Here is an 18403-nt window from a genome sequence, read left to right as displayed (position 1 = left end):
ATCGCCATCGAGCCTGGTCGGACGCGGGAGAGGCTTCATCCGCCACGCGATTGCACCGGGTTGCGCAGCACAATCGCTCCGCCCAATATTTTCCGTTTCAGAACAATGAATTGTTTAGAGCTGGACTCGTTGCACTCGAATTTTCCGAGTGCAACTCGGCCGCCGCCCCACCGGCTTTTCCCCATGTCCCGGGAAAGAGCCCCAGATCAACGGATCACCCCATCCCCGTCCCAACACCCGATCCGCCGCCCGGCGCCTTGGCCACGTCCAGCAGCTTCAGCCGGAAGATCAGCACCGCATTGGGCGGGATGTCGCTTCCGCCGCCTCTTTCGCCATAACCCAGGGCCGGCGGCACATAGAGGATCCATTCGTCGCCGACGCGCATCTTCTGCAGCGCCTCGGTCCAGCCGGGGACCACGGTCTCGGGCGTGAAGATCGCCGGCGCCCCGCGCGCGAACGAGCTGTCGAACACGGTGTTGTCGACCAGCTTGCCCTCGTAATCGACCTTGACCAGGTCATTGCGGTCCGGGCTGACGCTTCCCGGCGGCCCCGACTGGACCACCTTGTACTGCAGGCCGCTGGGCAGGGTCTGGACGCCGTCTTCCTTGGAGTTCTTCTCCATGAAGGCGGCGGCTTCGGCCTTGCCCGCATTCGGATCGACCGGCTCGGACCGGCCGCAGCCCGCCAGCAAGAAGGCCGCGATCAACGCCGCCCTACCCCATCCGAAGTTCATAGCCGCGTTCCTTCAAGGCTTCGCCGATCTCGTCGGCGTGGGCGCTATCGCGCGTTTCGACCATGATGTCGAACTCGGCGCCCTTGGCCGGCACGTCGAGCGCCAGCCGGTTGTGGACCACGTCGATGATGTTTCCGCCCAGGCCGCCGATCACCGCCGCCATGGCCGACAGCATTCCCGGCCGGTCGTCGCCCAGAATGCGATAGACGATCAACCTCCGTTCACGGACCATCTCGCGGTTCAGCACCACGGCCAGCATCCGCGCGTCGATATTTCCGCCGGTCAGCTCGATCCCGACCTTCATGCCCTGAAACCGCTCGGGGTTCCGCAGCAGGGTCGCCAGACCGCCGGCGCCGGCGCCCTCGCAGACCGTCTTCTCCATCGTCGCCATGAAGGAGACGCCGCGTTCGAAGTCGGCCTCGTCCACCACGAAGACCTCGTCGATCAGGGCGTCGGCCAGGCCGAAGGGAATGTCGCCTACCGCCTTGATGGCTATGCCCTCGGCGATGGTCTGGCCGGTGCAGACCGGCGGCAGGCCCGCCCTTTTGGCGGTGAAGGACGGATAGCGCGCCGCCTCGACCCCGAACACCTTGATCCCCGGCTTCATGGCCTTGGCGGCGATGGCGCAGCCGGCGATCAGGCCGCCGCCGCCGATCGGCACGATCATGGCCTCGATCTCGGGCGCGTCCTCCAGGAATTCGATGGCGCAGACGCCCTGCCCCGCCACGATCCCCTCGTCGTCGAAGGCCGAGACGAAGACATAGCCCTTCTCGGCCTCCAGCCGCTTGGCTTCCTCGGTCGAGCCGGTGAAATCCAGGCCGTGGATCACCACCGTCGCCCCATGCGACCGGGTGCCGTTGATCTTGGCGAAGGGGGTGCCCTCCGGCATGACGATGGTCACCGGCACGCCCAGCCGCCCGCCGTGATAGGCCAGGGCCTGGGCGTGGTTCCCCGCGCTGGCCGCCACCACTCCGCGTTTGCGCTCCTCAGGACTCAGCAGCAGCAGACGATTCAGCGCGCCCCGCTCCTTGAAGCTGCCGGTGAAGTGCAGATTGTCGAACTTGACCCAGACCTCGGCCCCGGTCAGCTGCGACAGCTTGCGGGAATAGCGGGTCGGGGTGTGGTCGACCTGACCGGCGATTCGGCCGCGCGCGGCCTCTATATCGGCGAAGGTGACGGTCATCCGGCTAATCCCTACTGCCGCCGGACCTGCCGCCCGACGAAAAATCTCCCGCATCTTTCGCGCTTTGTCGGTTCCCGGTCCAGAGGCCGCAACCTTGACCGTGGAAGTCGCGTTATGGGTCGTGCGATAGTCGGGGCGTCGCTCCCCGCGACCTGTCCACGATCCCGTCCGGGACCCACGCCCTCCCCCGGGGGTGCCCGGATTTCCGGAGGAAGCCCTGATGTCTATCCGCAAACTCGCCGCCGCAGCCCTGGCCGTCTCGGCCCTGGCCGCCTGCGCCCCGACCACCTATCCGACAGGAACCCCGGTCGGCGGACCCGCCGTCTTCAATACGGCCGACTTCGCCTGGTCCGACCGCGTGGGCCAGGCCGCCATCGAGGGCCGCATCGCCTATCGCCAGGACGGCAAGGCCTGGACCTGCGCCGCCTCCGCCGGTCTGACGCCTGACACCCCCTATACCCGCGCCCGCTTCCGCACCCTGTACGGCTCGACCGAGCGAGCCGCCGTGCCTGCGGCCGTGGTTCGCGCCCGCACCGTGCCGGACGCCAACGCCAACTACAGCACCTTCGTCCGGTCCGAGACCTGCGTCGACAACGGCTTTCGCTTCACCGGCCTGCCCGACGGCGGCTGGTTCCTGATCGTGCCGGTCACCGCCCCGGGCGCCGAGGGGCCGCTGGTCCTGATGCGCCATGTCGACACCCGCGGCGGCCGCGTGGTCAACGTCACCCTGTAAGCCCTGCCCTAGAGTCTCCAGTAAGCGTTCCCATCCGCCCCGGCCTTTCGGCCGACCTTGGGGATTAACCATGAGACCCGTTCTGATCGCGGTCGCCCTTGCGACCCTCACCTCTTCGCCCGTCCTGGCCCAGGCCCGGAATTACGGCTGGCGAAGCGATGCGCGCGCCTATGACCACCCCGCGAGCTATGGCTACGGCGGTCGCTACGACTTCAACGGCCAGGCGGATCGTCCGGGCGACTATCGTTGCGACCGCTATTGGGACGCCAACAGGGCCGACTGCGGCGCCGCCTGGCGAGACCAGCGGCCCTATCGGGATCGGGGTTATTACACCTCCGGCGGCCGCTACGCCCATGGCCACAGCTACGGCCGCTACGGCTACAGCCAGGGCGCGGCCGTCTATCCCGGCGCCTACGGCCGTCCCGACCTGATCTATCCCGGCGGGGGTTACGGTTACGGACCCCGCTACGGCCAGGCCTATGGTCCGGGCCGCGACGGCCGCCGCATCGACTGGTGCCGCGCGACCTACCGCTCCTATGACCCCGCCAGCGGCTACTACCGCGCCTACAGCGGGCAGTTGATATTCTGCGGCTAGGCTCGCACGGCGAACCTCAAGGGATTCAACCTCTCACGAAGATGCGACCCCGGTAACGCGGATCGCCATCTTCTGGCCGCGTCCGCCCCCGACTGATCGCCGCTTCGAGCGACAGTCCGGGGGAGCGCGTTCTTGTCCCAGCACAACATCATCGGTTCAGAAGCCTTCACGCGGGGCCCCACGGTGCTGATCCGTCAGTATCGCGCCGGCGGAATGCGCCGTCGCCGGGCCAGGACCGTGATGGCCTTCGTCTCCGGCGCCGTGGCCATGCTGGTCGCGGGCCTGGTCGGCGCCGCCGCCATCTACGGCCCCAGCCTCGCCGGATAGGCTAGAGCGGCTGACCGATCAGGCCAGCCACACCATCATCCGCGTATCCGCTTCCGCCCGCCGCGCCTGGCTCCAGGCCCGGCGGGTTTCGCCCGTATAGAGGAAGCCCGCCTTCTCCAGCACGCGCCCCGAGGCGGGGTTGTCGGCGAAATGCCCGGCGATCAGGGCCCGGCGCTTCCACTTGCGGCTGGCCCAGACCAGGGCGCCGTCCAGGGCCTCGGTGGCGAAGCCCCGCCCCCAGTAGTCCCGCCCGATCCAGTAGCCGGTCTCCGGCACCCGATCCTCCCCCTCGAACAGGCCGATGACCCCGATGGGGCCGGCGTCCTCGTGGTCGATGACGAAGGTGTTGGCCCGCGCCGGGTCCTGCGACGCGACCTGCAGCACGAAGTCGTCGGCGTGGCCCATGTGGAACGGGTGCGGCATCCGCTTGGTCATGCGGGCGATGTCGAGATCATTGGCCAGGGCCGCGATGCGCGGGGCGTCCTGGGGCATGGGCGCGCGCAGCACCAGACGCCGCGTCTCGACGACGGGGGAGGTTTCAATGACGCACATAGCAATCGCCTCTCTAACGTTGGCGAATGACGGGCGCCGAAACCGGTGGCCACTTTCGGCTGTCATTCGCTTGTCGCGACCGCCTCCTTGGAGGGCTCGGGCGGTCTTCGAGGCGGGGAAACGCAAACGGGGAGCCTGGTGATCCAGACTCCCCGCGGAAATATTTCCCTGGTCCGGATCGGCTGCTTCGGGAGCAACGCGATCCGGTGAAATCCAGACTGCGTTACTCGGCGGCCATCGCCTGAGCGGCGTCGTCGTTGGCCGCGAGGACCGAAACGTAACAACGGCCATTGGCCTTTTTGGTGAATTTCACCGCGCCCTGGGCGAGGGCGAACAGGGTGTGGTCGCGGCCCATGCCGATGTTCTCACCCGGGTGGAAGGTGGTGCCGCGCTGACGCACGATGATGTTGCCGGCCAGCACGCGCTCGCCGCCATACTTCTTCACGCCGAGGCGCTTCGACTGGGAGTCGCGACCGTTACGCGACGAACCACCGGATTTCTTGTGAGCCATCGTAATGCTCCGTCTCTCTTTGGTGTCCTATCGGCCTTTCGGCCTACTTGAGGACGCCACAATAACTGGTCTGGCGCGGTGAGGCGCCGGTGAATGTCTTAGGCTTCGTCGCCCGAAGCTTCGGTCTTGGCGGCGGCCTTCTTCTTGGCCGGGGCCTTCTTGGCGGGAGCCGAGCTCTCGACCACGACGCCCTTGACCTCGGCGCCGTCCACGTCGGTCACGACCGTCTCGGTCGAACCCAGCGAGGAGGTCGCGTCACGGGTGGCCAGGTTGCGGGCCCGCAGATTGATCTCGGCCTTGGTGGTCAGCTCGATCTTGCCGTCCCACTTGGCGGTCTCGCCGGCGCCTTCGATGCCGGTGATGCGCAGAACCGATTCCTGCTGGCGATGGCCGTTCGTACGGCGATAGCCCTGGCGACGGGTCTTCTTGAAGATCTTGATCTTCTCGCCCTTGCGGGTTTCGATCAGGGTCGCGCCGACGAAGGCGCCGTCGATCAGCGGGGCGCCCAGGGTCACGCCCTTGTCGCCGCCCAGCATCAGGACGCTGTCGAACTTCAGCTCCGCGCCGGCGTCGCCGTCGAGCTTTTCGACGACGATGGTGTCGCCCGGTTGGACCCGGTACTGCTTGCCGCCGGTCTTGATCACCGCGTACATGTTGAAGCCTCAGCGCAAACGCAAAAAAAGATACGCCCCCCGGAGACACCCCCGGTGGCGAAGAGCGGCGACATATACGGAAGGGCGTCCGAGAGTCAACGCCGAACCGGCCGCTTTATCGTCAGTCCAGCGCGCAGATGTCCGGAAGGCCACGCAATCCGCCAGCGTTGTCGAGCCCATAGCCGACCAGGAACCGGTTGGGAGCCTCCCAGCCGACGAAGTCCGGCTCTGGTGCACGAGGGGCGGGCCAGGGCTTGCGGGCGAAGACGCAGGTCAGGACCTCGGACGCCCCGGCCTCTTTGGCGATCCGCACCGCCTCGGCCAGCGACAGGCCGGTGTCGAACACGTCGTCGAGGATCAGCACCCGACGCCCGGCGATGGGGCGCTGGAACGGGGCGTAGACGTCGATCTTGCCCCGGCTGGTCTTGTCGTCGCCATAAGAGGCCAGCCACAGGGCGTCGAAACGGACATTCCTGCCGACGCGCGACAGGGCGCGGGTCAGGTCGGCGGCGAACCACAGACCGCCGGTCAGCAGCACGGCGGCGACCGTCTCGTCGTCGATGACGGGAGCGATGCGCGCGGCGAGGTCCGCCACGACGCGGGCGATGTCGGCCTCGGCGAGGAGGACGGTCGGCTTCGGGGAGGGATCAGCCATGATGCGAGGCGGATACCGCCTCGCCGTGGCCCCTGTCCACCACCGGAATCGGCTTGGCCTCGATCGGGGCGTCGCTGGCGTGCCCGCCCATGCCCGGCGCAACGGCCGAACGCAGCCCATTCGAGGCGGACGCCACCGTCGTGGCGTGGGCCGCCGGGGCGGCTGCAGGCCCATGCGGGTCGGCCTTGCCCGCCGCCTTGGCCGCAGGCGCGGGACCATGCGACGGCGCGGCGTGGTCTTCGCCGTGATCTGCAGACCCGGCCGGAACAGCCGGTCTGGCGTGATCCGAGCCGTGAGCCTCGGGCGCGGCGACGAAGTTGACGCCGATGTCGGCGCCGTGACCGCCGGGATCCGGGATCATGACGGCGAAGCCCTGGACCTTGCCGGGCAGGACCGGCGCCGCATCGATGGCGACCACCTTGAAGCCGACCTCGGCGCCATGCTCGTCCAGCAGGGCCACGCGGACCGGCGGAGCGACGATCTCGGCGTCGCGGACATTGCGCAGGGCGCCGGACACCAGGACCATGCCCGGATGATTGGGGACTTCCTTGGCGCTCATGGCCTCGAAGTCCAGGCCGATCGGATTGACCGGCGTGCCCACAGCGGCATAGGCGGCGGCGGCGCGGGGGAAGGCCTCGACCACCTCGACGCGGAACAGGAAGGCCGAAACGATCAGGCCGACGAAGGCGCTGGCCAGACCGGCCCAGACCACCCCGTGGGTGGCGGCGCGGCGGACACGGCGCTGCTGTTCGGCGCGGGCGCGGAAGGCCTTGGGCAGTTCGGGCGCCGGGGTTTCCGCCAGGCTGTGGACCTCGGGCGCCGACGCCGGCTCGGATGCTGCGGCCTCGGGCTCCAGGCTCAATTCCAGCGGCTCGTCGTTGCTGGCGTGCCAGACTTCGCCGCAGGTCTTGCAACGGACCTTGCGGCCGTTCGGCCCCATCGCGTCGTCGCGAATGAAATAGCTGGTGGCGCAGGCGGGGCAGGTCAGTATCATGTGGCTGACTGCGAGGCTGTCGCCCCCTCCTGTAAGGCGCGATCTCGCGCCTTGTCCCTGAAACAAACTCGAATGCCGTCCTCGCCACCCAGCGCCGCCGATTCCGCCCCCGTGACCGAGACCGCCCGCCTGTCGGGCGTGGGTTTCGGCTATGCGGACGCGCCTGACGTGCTGCGTGACATTAACCTCATTCTGCCGCGCGGCTCTTTCCACTTCCTTACCGGCCCGTCCGGCGCCGGAAAGTCTTCTCTTCTGCGGCTTCTGACCCTGACCGACCGGCCGACGAAGGGAACCATCCGCCTGTTCGGAGCCGAGGTGTCCGAAATCGACCGCCGCGACATCCCCGCCTTCCGCCGCCGCATGGGGGTGGTGTTCCAGGACTTCCGTCTGCTGGACCATCTGTCGGCCTTCGACAACGCCGCCCTGCCGCTGCGTCTGGCGCATCAGCGCGAGGCCGACTACGCCGCCGACGTGGAAGAGATGCTGAAATGGGTCGGGCTGGGCGACCGGATGGACGCCCGCCCCCCGGCCCTGTCCGGCGGCGAGAAACAGCGGCTGGCCATCGCACGGGCCGTCATCACCCGCCCCGGCCTGATCGTCGCCGACGAACCGACCGGCAGCGTCGACAACATCATGGCCGAGAAGTTGCTGCGCCTGTTCCAGTCGCTGAACCGACTGGGGGCCACCGTCCTGATCGCCAGCCACGACCAGGCCCTGGCCGAACGCTCGGGCGCGCGGGTGCTGCGGCTGGACAAGGGACGGCTGAGCGAAGCCCGGCGAGCCGCCGCATGATCCGCCTCCCTGCCGTTCGCCTGCCCGCCTTCAGGATTCCGTCGCTCCTGCCGGAACGCCGCCCCGGCCTGCTGCCGCCCGCCGCCGCCGGCGAGCCCTGGTTGATGACCGTCATCGCCGTGCTCTGCTTCCTGGCCTGTCTCGCCGCCGTCGCCGCCTCGGCGGCCGACCGCGCCGCCCACGGCTGGGCGCGCCAGCTGGGATCCGAGGCCACGGTCCAGGTCCGCCCCCGCGTCGGCGAGACCGGCGACACCGCCGCCGCCCGCGCGGCCGAGACCCTGTCCGGCGTCGACGGGGTGGAGGAAGCCGCCGCCCTGGACCGCAAGGCGGCCGAGGATCTGGTGCGTCCCTGGCTGGGCGACGCGGTCCTGCCCGACCTGCCCCTGCCCCATCTGGTCACCGTGCGCCTGACGCCCGACGCCCCCGCCAGCGCCGTAACCCTGAGCCGCGCCCTGGCCGAGGCCGGGCTGGACGCCACCGTCGACGACCACAGCCTGTGGCGGGGCGAGGTCGAACGCTCGGCCGCCCTGATCACCACCCTGGCCGTCGCCGCCTTCCTGGCTGTCGCCTTCGCCGCCGCCGCCGCCATCGCCTACGCCACCCGGGCCGGCCTCGCCGCCGGGCGCGGGGTGATCGAGACCCTGAGCCTGAACGGCGCGACCGACGGCCGGATCGCCTGGCTGTTCCAGCGCCGCTTCGCCCTGATCGCCGCCGGCGCCGGAGCCATAGGGGCGGGGCTGGCGGGTCTGATGCTGGCCTTCCTGCGCTTCCTGGGCGGATCGGGCGGCCTGACCGAGGCCCTGCCGATCACCTGGGGCGACCTGCTGCTGCTCTCGCCATGTCCGCTGCTGGCGGCTACGGTAGCGCTTCTCGCGGCCAGATTCGCCGCCATGCAGGTGCTGGGTTCGGATCGGGGGAAGGGATGAGGCTGCTCGTCGTCATCGGCATCGTCGCCCTGATCTGGCTGGTCGGCCTGTTCGCCTTCGCACACCGGGTGCGCGAGCTGACGCCCGCCGACGACCCCGCCCAGGCCGACGCCATCGTGGCCCTGACCGGCCCCTCGTCCGAACGGGTCAACGCCGCCATTCGCCTGCTGGAACAGGGCAAGGGCCAGCGAGTCCTGATCTCGGGCGTCAACCGCGAGGTCCGCCGCCGCGAACTGCGCGAGCTGACGCCGGGATCCAGCCGCCTGTTCAACTGCTGCGTCGACCTGGGCTTCGAGGCCGAGGACACGGTCGGCAACGCCCAGGAGATCGCCGCCTGGGCGCGGGCCAAGGGCTATGACGACCTGATCGTCGTCACCTCCGACTATCATATGCCGCGCTCGCTGGTGGAGATCCGGGGCCAGTTGCCGGGCGCCAGGCTGACGCCCTACGCCGTCTCGACCCCGTCGCTGGACAATCGCCACTGGTGGCGCGCGACGGTGACGGCGCGACGGATGACTTTGGAGTATATGAAATATCTCGCCGCCCTGGGCCGCGAGGGCGTCCGTCGTCTTAGCGACGACACGCCCGCCTCCGAAACCCCCGCCGAAAAGGCTCCCGCCTAAGTGAACACCCTGCGTTCCCTGCTCTTCTCCGCCTGGCTCTATCTGTCGATGCCGCTCGTCGCCGTCGGTCTGTCGCCCATCCTGCTGGCGCCGCACCGCTACGCCCAGGGCGTCTGCAAGCTGTGGGCGCGGATCGTCCTGTTCGGCCTGCGCTGGATCGCCGGGGTCAAGGTCGAGGTGCGCGGTCTGGAACATGCCCCGTCGGGCGCCGCCCTGATCGCCTCAAAACACCAGGGGATGCTGGACATCGTGGCCCTGCTGGCCGTCCTGCCCGACGCCTGTTTCGTGATGAAGAAGGAGCTGATGCCCCTGCCCTTCTTCGGCTGGTTCGCCTGGAAGGCCAAGATGATCGCCGTCGACCGCGCCGGCCACGCCAAGGCGCTGAAAGACATGACCCGCCAGGCCCGCGACCGCCTGTCCGAAGGCCGCCAGATCGTCATCTTCCCCGAGGGCACCCGCAATGATCCGGGCGTGCCCGGCGACTACAAGCCTGGGGTGGCCGCCATCTATCGCGACCTGGAAGGCCCCTGCTGGCCCGTCGCCACCAACTCCGGCGTCCACTGGCCGGCCCACGGCTTCCGCCGCTATCCGGGGACGGTCGTGTTCGAATTCCTGGAGCCGATCCCCGCCCAACTGAAGCGCGGAGCCATGATGGCGTTGCTCGAAAGCCGCATCGAGACGGCTTCTGCCGCCCTGCTGGAGCCAAAGGCCCAGCTTGTGCATTCTGATCCAGCCTGAGTTCCCCCGCTCGGGCGCAATCATGGAAACGCCCGATGCTTCGCCCCTTCCTCCTCTCCGTCGCCTTCGCCGCCGTGGCCGGATCCGCCCTGGCCCAGTCGCAGCCGTATGAGGAGGTCGAGGCGCCCAAGACCTGGCGCGTGGAGCTCGGCGGCGGCGTGACCCACGGCTTCAGCGCCACGGGCAATACGGGCGACGACGTCAACTTCACCGCCTGGGGTTCGGCCAACTACAAGGACGTGGTCTACGCCAACGGCCTGGACGGCCTGGGCTGGAACGCCTTCAAGACCGACGACTTCCGCGCCGGGGTGCAGATCCGGCCCCGCTTCGCCGCAGGCGACATCGAGGGCTCCAGCCTGGAGCGGCCGGACCTGGGCGCTGACGCGGCCCTTTACGCCTACAAGCGGTTCGGCGGAATCGTGGTCGGCGGCCGCATCGCCCAGGACGTATCGGGCGACGACGCCGGAACCCAGTATTACGCCTCTGTCGGCCATCAGCGCGTCACCCCGGTCGGTCTGCTGCGCGTCAGCGGCTATGTGACCGGCGGCAGCGACGAGCGGCTGCAACGCTATTACGGGATCACCGCCGAACAGGCCCCGGGCAGCGGCTACCAGCCCTATGAGGCCTCGGGCGGTCTCTCAGGCGCCGGCGCCGTAGCCTTCCTGGCCATTCCGGTCGGCAAGCGGTTCGGCCTCGGCGGCTTCGTCAACTACGAACAGCGCCTGGGCGACACCAGGGACAGCCCCCTGGTCGACGACGAGGGGATCTGGCGCGCCGGCGTGATCGGCGTGATCCGCTTCTCCAGCGCGGACTGAGTCATTCCCGGCCCCCTCTTTGCGTGAAACAGAGGCGTGTGTCAGGATGACACACAGGGAGCCGACTGAACGGCTTGGGAGATGAGTACGGCGGCTGGTGCATCCGTCGTGCTTCGGGGAAGAGACATGTCCATGCTGCAAGGCCAGGCCCATCCCGCGTCGCGGGTGATGGGCATTCAGTGGGGGCGCGCCCTCGCGGCGATTGCCGTGGCCGTCGCCCACGCGATTTCCCATCCCTCCGCCTCCGCACCAGGGGCAAGCCATCTTGTTGGACGTGTCGGCGTCGCCCTGTTCTTCGTCATCAGCGGCTACATCATGGTGGTGACGACCAGCCAGGGCAGCTTCTCGCCGCTCGACTTCATGCGGCGGCGACTGCTGAGGATCGTTCCGCTCTATTATATCGCCACCGCCGTTACGGTGGCGGGTGTCCTGATCGCGCCCTGGGCGTTCAAACAGACCACCTTCGACCTAAAGCACCTGGTGCTGTCTTTGCTGTTCGTGCCGGCCCATGCGCCGTCAGGCGACATTAACCCCGTGATGAAGCTCGGCTGGACGTTGAACTACGAGATGTTCTTCTACGTGCTCTTCGCCCTGCTGTCGGGCCTGACCGCCCTGAAGCGCGCGATCGGTCTGTCCCTGATCTTCGGCGTCCTGATCATCGCCGGCCTGACGATGGAATTCCATTCGGCGGCCGCGATCTTCTACACCCGGATCGATTCCCTCGCCTTCGTCGCCGGCGTATGGCTGGCGGTGGCCACCCAGGGCAGGCCGGTCGTGCTGTCGCGTCAGGCGATGCTGACGCTTGTGACCTTCGTCGTGGGGGTGCTGACCGTGATCCTGGCGACCTATGACCGGAACGACACCAATCCGATGATACAGGTCTGGATCATCGCGACCTGCGTGGCCATCGTCGGCCTGCTGGCCTTCGGGACCCGTCCTCTGGAGGCGCGCATGCCGAGCTGGGCCACCGTCGCGGGCGACGCCAGCTACGCCATCTACCTGTTCCACCTGTTCGCCGTCGCCGCAGTGACCGTGGCGGTGCGCAAACTGCTGCCCCCCGAATTCCTTGTGCCGGGAATGGCGGCGGCGGCTGTCGCCGGCGTAGCCGGCGGCCTGTTCATCTACTGGCTGATCGACCGTCCGCTGGACCGGACGCTGCGGCGCTGGTCGAAGCGGGTGCGGCCCGCCGGCTCGCTGGGCGTCCAGCCAATCACGCCCTAGCTGGCCGCAAACTCGCTCAGCGCGTCCATCACGGCGCGGTTCTGGTCTTCCGTGCCGATGGTGATCCGCAGCCCCTGCGGCAGGCCATAGCCGCCGACGCCCCGGACGATGATCCCCTTGGCGTTCAGATAGTCGCTGGCGGCGGCGGCCCGTTCGGCGCCGTCGAACAGCACCAGGACGAAGTTGCCGGCGCTAGGCAGGACCTCGAAACCGAAGCCGCGCAGGGCCTGGGTCAGACGCGGCTTCCAGGCCGTGATCAGGTCGCGCGACGCCAGCTGGTGCGCCTCGTCGCCCAAGGCCGCCGTCGCCGCCTCCAGTCCGGGAACCGAGACGTTGAACGGCAGGCGGATCCGGTCCATCGCCTCGACCACCGCCAGCGGCGCATAGCCGAAGCCGATGCGTAATCCCCCCAGGCCGTGGATCTTGGAGAAGGTGCGGGTCACCACGATGTTCGACGCGTCCCTGGCCAGCGGGAAGGCGGTCTCCCAGTCCGCCTCCACGACATATTCGGCATAGGCCTCGTCGATCACCAGGATGATGTGGCTGGGCAGGGCGGCGTGCAGGCGGCGGATTTCGTCGCCGGTGTTGTAGCTGCCCGTCGGGTTTGACGGGTTGGAGACATAGACGATCTTCGTCCGCTCATCGACCTGGGCCAGCAGGGCGTCGACCTCGGCCTTGAAATTCGGCTCGGGCGCCAGCTTGACCTGGGCCTCGCAGCCCAGGGCGCTGATCCGATAGGCCAGGAAGCCGTACTGGCCGCAGACGATATTGTCGCCGGCCGTCAGATAGGTCTGGTTCAGCAGGGCGAAGACCTCGTCCGAGCCATTGCCGAAGATCAGCCGCTCGGGCTCCAGCCCGTGCTTCTGCGCCGCCGCCTCGCGCAGCTTGGTCGCGCGGCCGTCGGGATAGATGTGGATGTTGCGGACCGCCGCCTCATAGGCCGCACGGGCCTTCTCCCCGGCCCCCAGCATGTTCTCGTTCGAGGAGAGTTTCATCGGCTCGGCGACGCCGGCGATAGACGACTTGCCGCCGACATAGGGGGCGATGTCGAGGATGCCGGGCTTGGGGGTCGGCAGGTCGGTCATAGGAAACCTTGATCTCAGAAGAGGGGGGCGGCGCCGATGACGCCGTTCAGGCGGCCGGGCGCGCTGTTCAGCCGCCCGTCCTCGGCCTGCACATAGCCCGTCAGCACGAACAGCTTCAAGCCGCCCGCCGCCGCCAGGGCGTCGGCGACCAGGCCTGCGCCGGCCAGGGCCTCGACGATCCTGGCGTCGGACCAGCCGCTGTCGGTGACCCAGAAGCTGCGGTCGTCGCCCGTGGGGCCGGAGGCTTCCTTCGACACGAGGAAGGCCTGGGGGCGGGCGAGGCGGTCGTCCGGCAGGGCTGCGACAATCCTCAGCTCCGGCCGGGCCAGCAGCCTGCCCCACCAGGGACGGTTCGAAGACAGGTCGATCAGGGCGCGCGCGCCGTCCTCCACCGCCTTCAGCGCCTCCTCGGCGGGCTGGGGCCGTACGACCAGGCCGTAGCGGTCGGCGGCCAGAATCTGGGCCAGGCCGCCGCTGGCCAGCAGGGACGGCCCGGTCGTCGCATCGACCCGCCCCCACACCGCCTTCAGCACGGCGGCTTCGGCGGGCGCAAGATCCGCCATCAGACCGCGCAGGGCGAGGACCGAGGCGTCGACCCTGCCCCGCGACCCGGCGGCGATCCGCGCCCGCACCGCCTCGACCACCGCCCGATCCAGAGCCGTCACAACCGCGTCGTCCCGGGCCTCCTGCAACAGCGACATCAGAACAGTTTCGGCGCCGGCGCCAGCGGGAAGGGCCCAAGCCAGGTGCGGCCGTCACGGAAGATCAGGGTCAGGGCCAAGTCCTCGCGTCCGGCCGCATCGGCGGCGCCCGCCGCTGCGGCGGCCCCCGCTGCGCCGATCCGGTTCACCGGACCCTGGCGGGTCTCCAGAAGGCCGGACAGGGCCGGCAGAGGCTTCTGTGACTGCAACGCCACCTGGCCGGTCAGCCGCCCGGCTGCGTCGGCCTGAAGCACGTCGCTGCTCAGGGTCGCGCGGCTGTCCCCGGCCTGCAGATCGCCGCGCAGATTGCGGAAGGTCCCGCCGCCCTTCGTCCACATCGAAAAGACCCCGGCCGCGTCGCCGCCCTTCAACAGGCTGGCCTGGCCGATGGTGGCCTCCAACTGGGTCGTCAGCTTGCCGTCCTGGGCGAAGCCCTCGACCGGCCCGTTGGCGCGGCCCTGGCCGTCGACCAGGCGGAACATCACGTCGATGTCGTCAGTGGCGACGGTCGAGCCCACCAGATGCGGCCGGCTGTAGACCTCGATCCGGGCGGCGCGGGCGATGGGGAAGGGTTCGCCGTCTGGGTGGGCGGTGAAGATCGGATTGACCAGTTCCAGCGACAGAGTGGGCCAGCGCTGGTCGATGCCGCTGGCGCTCATCCGGATGGCGTCGCCGTTGACCGCCACCTTGCCCTTGCCGGCGCGGGTGATGGTCAGGCCGTCGGGCGCGACGATGACCCATTTGGTCGGCTGATAGGCGTTGGCCTCGGCGTTCAGTTCCGGCGCGGCGATGGCGTGCCCCGACGGGGCGGCGATCGTGACATGGGTCAGTTTCACATTGGCGCGGAAGGGCCAGCCGACGATCCGTTTGTCGGCGTAACGCACGTCCCAGCCGTCCTGCCGCATCGTCACGGCCTGGGCCTCCAGCCCCCGGTCGATCTGGCGCGTCAGATAGAGCCACCAGCCTGTCCAGCCGGCCAGGGCGATCAGCACGATGACGAAGGGGGCGTACAGGCCCACACGGCTGTGTCGCTTGGTCGGAACATCGGTCATTCGCTCTCCTTAGACGATGCGCAGCCGCGCTCGCTACTGTCAGGAACGCCTCCGCGACACCGACGTTCAGCCGCAAGACCCGGAGGATTCCATGGACGCCCAGACCTTGTATCGCGGCCGGCTGATCGACCATCTGCAATTGGTTGTACGCGACCTGCGGGCCAGCCGCCGCTTCTACGACGCCGTCCTGGGGGCTCTGCAGGTGCCGATCGGCGGCGAGGCCGAGACCTTCTTCTGGGCCGACGAACTGTTCGTCTCCTCTCCCGACAGCGAGGCGGCCCTGGGCGCCCTGACCGGTCGGCACCATCTGGCGTTTCAGGCCAGGGACCGCGCCATGGTCGAGGCCTTTCACTCAGCCGGACTGGCGGCGGGCGGCACCGACAACGGCGGGCCGGGCGAACGCCCCTACCATCCCGGCTATTACGCCGCCTTCCTGCTGGACCCCGACGGCAACAATATCGAGGCTGTCTTCCACGGCCCGGCGGCCCGGTCGGCCGACCGGATCGAGATCAGTTTCGAGAGCTGAATCAAGGCCCCCGCTTGCGGGGAAGGTGGCGCGGCGTCCGACGCAGCCGGACCAGGGTGGTGAAACTCCCCCATCGTCAGGCGTCTCGCTTCGCTCGACGAGCTGACGTTTTCCCCGCAAGCGAGGGAAGGTCTGTGCTCCTACCCCAGAAACTCGCGCACCGTCTCCACGGCATCGGCCAGCCCCATGCGCTGGACCTCGGTTCCCGGCGGCAGGCTGGCGAACAGGCGGGTCGGGGTGGCGGCGTCCAACATCAGGAAGACCCCCTTGTCGTCACCACGCCGGATCAGGCGGCCGAAGGCCTGGGCGATGCGGGCGCGGGCGATGGCGTCGTCATAGCCCTTGCCCCCCAACCGCTCCCGTCGCGCCTTGTGCAACAGGTCAGGGCGCGGCCAGGGCACGCGGTCGAAGGCGAGGACGCGCAGCGATCGGCCCGGCACGTCGACCCCGTCGCGCACGGCGTCGGTGCCCAGCAGGCACGAGTTCTCCTCGACCCGGAACATGTCGACCAGCGCCCCGACCTCGAGCGGATCGACATGCTGGGCGTAAAGGGGCACGCCCGACTTCGCCAGGTCCGGCCCCAGCCGCTCATAGACCGATTTCAGCCTGCGGATGGCGGTGAACAGGCCCAGCCCCCCGCCGCCGGCCGCCAGGAACAGTTCGCGCATCGCCGCCGCGGTCTGGCGCGGGTCGTCCTTGACCAGGTCGTTGACGACGATGACCCGGCTGTTGGCGGCGTAGTCGAAGGGGCTCTCGACCTTCAGGGTCCGGGGCGGCTCGATCAGACGCGCCGAGCCGGTGCGCAGGCGCGCCAGATCGAACGGGTCGTCCTGCAAGGGATCGGACAGGGTCGCCGAGGTCACCAGCACTCCATGGGCCGGCACGATGACCGCGGCCTCCAGCGGTACGGTCGGATCGATCCAATGGCGGCGCAGCGCCACATCATGAATACGACCGAAGGCGGTCTCGGCCGACAGCCAGTCGACGAAGTCGGGATCCGGCTGGTCGCCCCCGTCCTCCAGCGCCGCCAGCATCGAGCGCCAGCCCGGCAGGGTCATCCGCGCGCGCCGATCCAGACCGCGCAGCGCTCCCTCGATTCGCGACCGCTGCGATCCGTCCAGTTCCGCCGCCTCGTCGTCGAGGATGTCCTCCAGATGGCGCGACAGGGCCAGCAGGGGCGCTTCGATGGCCGCCAGAGCCTGAGCCGCCGCGCGGGCCGTTTCCGCCACCGGATCGGTCACCGGCTTCAGGGCGCACTCCATGCCGAACTCGGGCCCGCCATAGGAACTGTTCTCGGCGGTTCGGGCGCGCAACTGGTTCAGGGCGGCGGCGAGGAAGGCCTCGATCGGCCCGATCGGATTGACCTCGCCCGAGGCCGGGGCGACCCGGCCGGAGACGCCTTCGCCCGGCAGGGCGGCGGAGGCGCGGATGGCGTCCTGAAGCGATTTCAGCGCGGCCTGGTTGTCGCCGACCATGTCGCCCAGCCGCTGTTCCAGCCCGCGACCGCGCCGGCCCTTGCCCTCCGGCCCCCGGATCCAGCGGCGCAGCTCGGCTGCTTCCTGGCCTGACAGACAGGCGGAAAAGGCGCTGTCGGCGGCGTCGAACAGGTGGTGGCCCTCGTCGAAGACGATCCGCTTCAGCGCCGCCGTTTCGCCGTCCTGTTTCTGGCCCCGCGCCGACCGGGCGCCGTCGAAGGCGGCCTGGGTCAGGACCAGGGCGTGGTTGGCCACGACGATGTCGGCCTTGCGGCTGGCGCGGATGGTCTTCTCGACGAAACAGGTGCGGTAGTGGGGACAGGCGGCGTGGACGCATTCGCCCCGCCGGTCGACCAGGTTCGCCGCCCCCGCCTGATGCGAAGGCGCCACGGCGAACAGGCCGGGCAGCCAGCCGGGGAAATCGCCCCCGGTCATGTCACCATCGCGCGTATGCAGGGCCCAGCGCCCGGCCAGGGCCAGACCGATCAGGTCGCCATTGCCCAGTTGCGCCGCCTGAACCATGTCCTGCAGGTTGAGGACGCACAGATAGTTCTCGCGCCCCTTGCGGATCACCGCCTTCTTTTTCCGCTCGGCAGGATCGGGCCACAGGGCGTGGCTCTCGCGGTCGATCTGGCGCTGCAGGGCGCGGGTATAGGTCGAGATCCAGGCCGCCCCTTGGTTCCGCTCGGCCCACAGGGAGGCGGGCGCCAGATAGCCCAGGGTCTTGCCCGTCCCGGTCCCCGCCTCGGCCAGCAGGACGCGGGGCCGCCCCTCCTCGTTCCTCGGCGAAAAGGCGAAGGCGGCCTCGGCGGCGTAGTCCGACTGAGTCGGCCGGGTCTCGTCCAGGCCCGAGGCCTGCAGCAGTTTCTCCAGCCGGATGCGGGCGCTCTCGCTGTCGACGGGGGCCGAACCGGCCTCGCCGCGCGGGGCCTCGTCCTCCCACTCCGTCAGGCGCGACCAGACGTCCAGACCGGCGCTGCGATGCTGGCGCTGACGGATCCCGCCCGCCTCCAGGGCCTGGACCACGACCTCGCCCCAGGCCCAGCCGGCCCGCTGCAGCGTCAGGGCCAGACCATAGGCCGTCTCGCGCTCCGGATAGGCCGGCGCCGCAAGTTCGTTGAGCAGCCGGACGGCGGCCTCGCGCAGGGCGGCAGCCTGTTCCTCCGGCGATTTCGGCTCCGCCTGTCCCAGGGCCAGGGCCAGACCCGTCGCCGACGGGGCGCAGAACCGCGCCGGCCGCACGAAGGCGTAGAGTTCCAGTACATCCATCAGGTCGCCGGTCCGCCCCGGCGGCGTCAGCCCCAGCCGCCGCGCCGTCAGCGAGGCGTGGGCGACCAGCACCGGCCCGGTGGAGAAGAAGCCCTCGGCCGCCCCCCGTCCGATCTTCCTCGCGCCGGCGTCGTCGGACACCGCCCCCGCCCCCGGCGGCGTGGCCAGGGCCGGCGGCAGGACCGGCGCAAAGACGGCGCCGGCCGGAACGGTTTCAGCGATGACGGATTCGTCGGACACGACG

The 18403-nt window shown here is 69.5% G+C and carries 21 protein-coding genes; 10 read left to right on the top strand and 11 right to left on the bottom strand.

All coding sequences use genetic code 11. The features are described from left to right. Positions 1-214: 214 nt before the first annotated feature. Positions 215-733, bottom strand: a complete 519-nt coding sequence (locus tag ACIQ1T_RS14570) for an FKBP-type peptidyl-prolyl cis-trans isomerase (protein WP_395945269.1) — start codon at positions 731-733, stop codon at positions 215-217. Further along, a complete protein-coding gene (locus ACIQ1T_RS14565) occupies positions 714-1916 on the bottom strand; it encodes a threonine ammonia-lyase (protein ID WP_395945268.1) in 1203 nt (400 codons plus the stop codon). The genes ACIQ1T_RS14570 and ACIQ1T_RS14565 overlap by 20 nt, the downstream gene beginning before the upstream one ends. Before the next feature lie 220 nt (positions 1917-2136). Here ACIQ1T_RS14565 and ACIQ1T_RS14560 point away from each other — a divergent pair, with 220 nt between their 5' ends. From ACIQ1T_RS14560 to ACIQ1T_RS14550, 3 genes are all read left to right on the top strand, one after another. Continuing rightward, a complete protein-coding gene (locus tag ACIQ1T_RS14560) occupies positions 2137-2649 on the top strand; it encodes a hypothetical protein (RefSeq protein ID WP_395945267.1) in 513 nt (170 codons plus the stop codon). 70 nt (positions 2650-2719) lie between these two features. Then, positions 2720-3244: a BA14K family protein gene (locus ACIQ1T_RS14555; protein WP_395945266.1), complete on the top strand. Its 525-nt coding sequence runs from the start codon at positions 2720-2722 to the stop codon at positions 3242-3244. Between the two features lie 132 nt (positions 3245-3376). Beyond that, a complete protein-coding gene (locus tag ACIQ1T_RS14550; RefSeq protein WP_395945265.1) occupies positions 3377-3571 on the top strand; it encodes a hypothetical protein in 195 nt (64 codons plus the stop codon). Positions 3572-3589: 18 nt separating this feature from the next. Here ACIQ1T_RS14550 and ACIQ1T_RS14545 read toward each other — a convergent pair whose 3' ends face one another. The 5 genes from ACIQ1T_RS14545 to ACIQ1T_RS14525 all read right to left on the bottom strand — a co-directional run bounded on the left by ACIQ1T_RS14545 (position 3590) and on the right by ACIQ1T_RS14525 (position 6936). Further along, entirely contained in the window at positions 3590-4123 is a 534-nt protein-coding gene (locus ACIQ1T_RS14545) for a GNAT family N-acetyltransferase (RefSeq protein ID WP_395945264.1), read from the bottom strand. Between the two features lie 223 nt (positions 4124-4346). Then, the gene (rpmA, locus tag ACIQ1T_RS14540) at positions 4347-4634 is read right to left on the bottom strand and encodes a 50S ribosomal protein L27 (protein ID WP_395945263.1); all 288 of its coding nucleotides are present in this window, start codon (positions 4632-4634) and stop codon (positions 4347-4349) included. A 98-nt stretch (positions 4635-4732) separates the two neighbouring features. Further along, a complete protein-coding gene (rplU, locus tag ACIQ1T_RS14535; protein ID WP_395945262.1) occupies positions 4733-5287 on the bottom strand; it encodes a 50S ribosomal protein L21 in 555 nt (184 codons plus the stop codon). Positions 5288-5408: 121 nt separating this feature from the next. Then, positions 5409-5942 carry a phosphoribosyltransferase gene (locus ACIQ1T_RS14530; RefSeq protein WP_395945261.1) on the bottom strand — a complete coding sequence of 178 codons (534 nt, stop codon included), beginning with the start codon at positions 5940-5942 and terminating at the stop codon, positions 5409-5411. Further along, positions 5935-6936 carry an MJ0042-type zinc finger domain-containing protein gene (locus ACIQ1T_RS14525; protein WP_395945260.1) on the bottom strand — a complete coding sequence of 334 codons (1002 nt, stop codon included), beginning with the start codon at positions 6934-6936 and terminating at the stop codon, positions 5935-5937. The genes ACIQ1T_RS14530 and ACIQ1T_RS14525 overlap by 8 nt, the downstream gene beginning before the upstream one ends. Before the next feature lie 72 nt (positions 6937-7008). Between ACIQ1T_RS14525 and ACIQ1T_RS14520 the strand changes: the two genes are divergently transcribed. From ACIQ1T_RS14520 to ACIQ1T_RS14495, 6 genes are all read left to right on the top strand, one after another. Continuing rightward, complete coding sequence (locus ACIQ1T_RS14520; RefSeq protein ID WP_395945259.1) at positions 7009-7728, top strand: cell division ATP-binding protein FtsE; 720 nt, start codon at positions 7009-7011, stop codon at positions 7726-7728. Further along, entirely contained in the window at positions 7725-8654 is a 930-nt protein-coding gene (locus ACIQ1T_RS14515) for a cell division protein FtsX (RefSeq protein ID WP_395945258.1), read from the top strand. The genes ACIQ1T_RS14520 and ACIQ1T_RS14515 overlap by 4 nt, the downstream gene beginning before the upstream one ends. Then, complete coding sequence (locus tag ACIQ1T_RS14510) at positions 8651-9277, top strand: YdcF family protein (protein WP_395945257.1); 627 nt, start codon at positions 8651-8653, stop codon at positions 9275-9277. The genes ACIQ1T_RS14515 and ACIQ1T_RS14510 overlap by 4 nt, the downstream gene beginning before the upstream one ends. Then, entirely contained in the window at positions 9278-10015 is a 738-nt protein-coding gene (locus tag ACIQ1T_RS14505; RefSeq protein WP_395945256.1) for a lysophospholipid acyltransferase family protein, read from the top strand. Between the two features lie 35 nt (positions 10016-10050). Next, positions 10051-10830 carry a MipA/OmpV family protein gene (locus ACIQ1T_RS14500; RefSeq protein ID WP_395945255.1) on the top strand — a complete coding sequence of 260 codons (780 nt, stop codon included), beginning with the start codon at positions 10051-10053 and terminating at the stop codon, positions 10828-10830. Between the two features lie 126 nt (positions 10831-10956). Further along, complete coding sequence (locus ACIQ1T_RS14495) at positions 10957-12051, top strand: acyltransferase family protein (protein ID WP_395945254.1); 1095 nt, start codon at positions 10957-10959, stop codon at positions 12049-12051. Here the strand turns inward: ACIQ1T_RS14495 and hisC are convergent. The 3 genes from hisC to ACIQ1T_RS14480 are packed head-to-tail and all read right to left on the bottom strand — an operon-like array spanning position 12048 to position 14889. After that, positions 12048-13136: a histidinol-phosphate transaminase gene (gene hisC / locus ACIQ1T_RS14490; protein WP_395945253.1), complete on the bottom strand. Its 1089-nt coding sequence runs from the start codon at positions 13134-13136 to the stop codon at positions 12048-12050. The two genes, ACIQ1T_RS14495 and hisC, sit on opposite strands and share 4 nt — an antisense overlap. A 14-nt stretch (positions 13137-13150) precedes the next feature. Beyond that, positions 13151-13837, bottom strand: coding sequence for a hypothetical protein (locus ACIQ1T_RS14485; protein WP_395945252.1), 687 nt, complete (start codon positions 13835-13837; stop codon positions 13151-13153). After that, positions 13837-14889 (bottom strand): DUF2125 domain-containing protein, encoded by a 1053-nt coding sequence (locus tag ACIQ1T_RS14480; RefSeq protein ID WP_395945251.1) that lies wholly within the window; start codon positions 14887-14889, stop codon positions 13837-13839. The genes ACIQ1T_RS14485 and ACIQ1T_RS14480 overlap by 1 nt, the downstream gene beginning before the upstream one ends. A 91-nt stretch (positions 14890-14980) precedes the next feature. Between ACIQ1T_RS14480 and ACIQ1T_RS14475 the strand changes: the two genes are divergently transcribed. Continuing rightward, on the top strand, positions 14981-15415 hold the full coding sequence (locus ACIQ1T_RS14475; protein WP_395945250.1) for a VOC family protein: 435 nt from the start codon (positions 14981-14983) through the stop codon (positions 15413-15415). A 140-nt stretch (positions 15416-15555) separates the two neighbouring features. On the opposite strand, the gene ACIQ1T_RS14470 is transcribed toward ACIQ1T_RS14475, so the two are convergent. Beyond that, positions 15556-18399, bottom strand: coding sequence for an ATP-dependent DNA helicase (locus ACIQ1T_RS14470; protein WP_395945249.1), 2844 nt, complete (start codon positions 18397-18399; stop codon positions 15556-15558). Between the last annotated feature and the right edge of the window lie 4 nt (positions 18400-18403).

The organism is Brevundimonas sp. (assembly GCF_044336875.1).
GTDB lineage: Bacteria > Pseudomonadota > Alphaproteobacteria > Caulobacterales > Caulobacteraceae > Brevundimonas.
The sequence above is the reverse complement of the archived record's forward strand: the minus strand, read 5'-3'. Positions and strand labels throughout refer to the sequence as shown.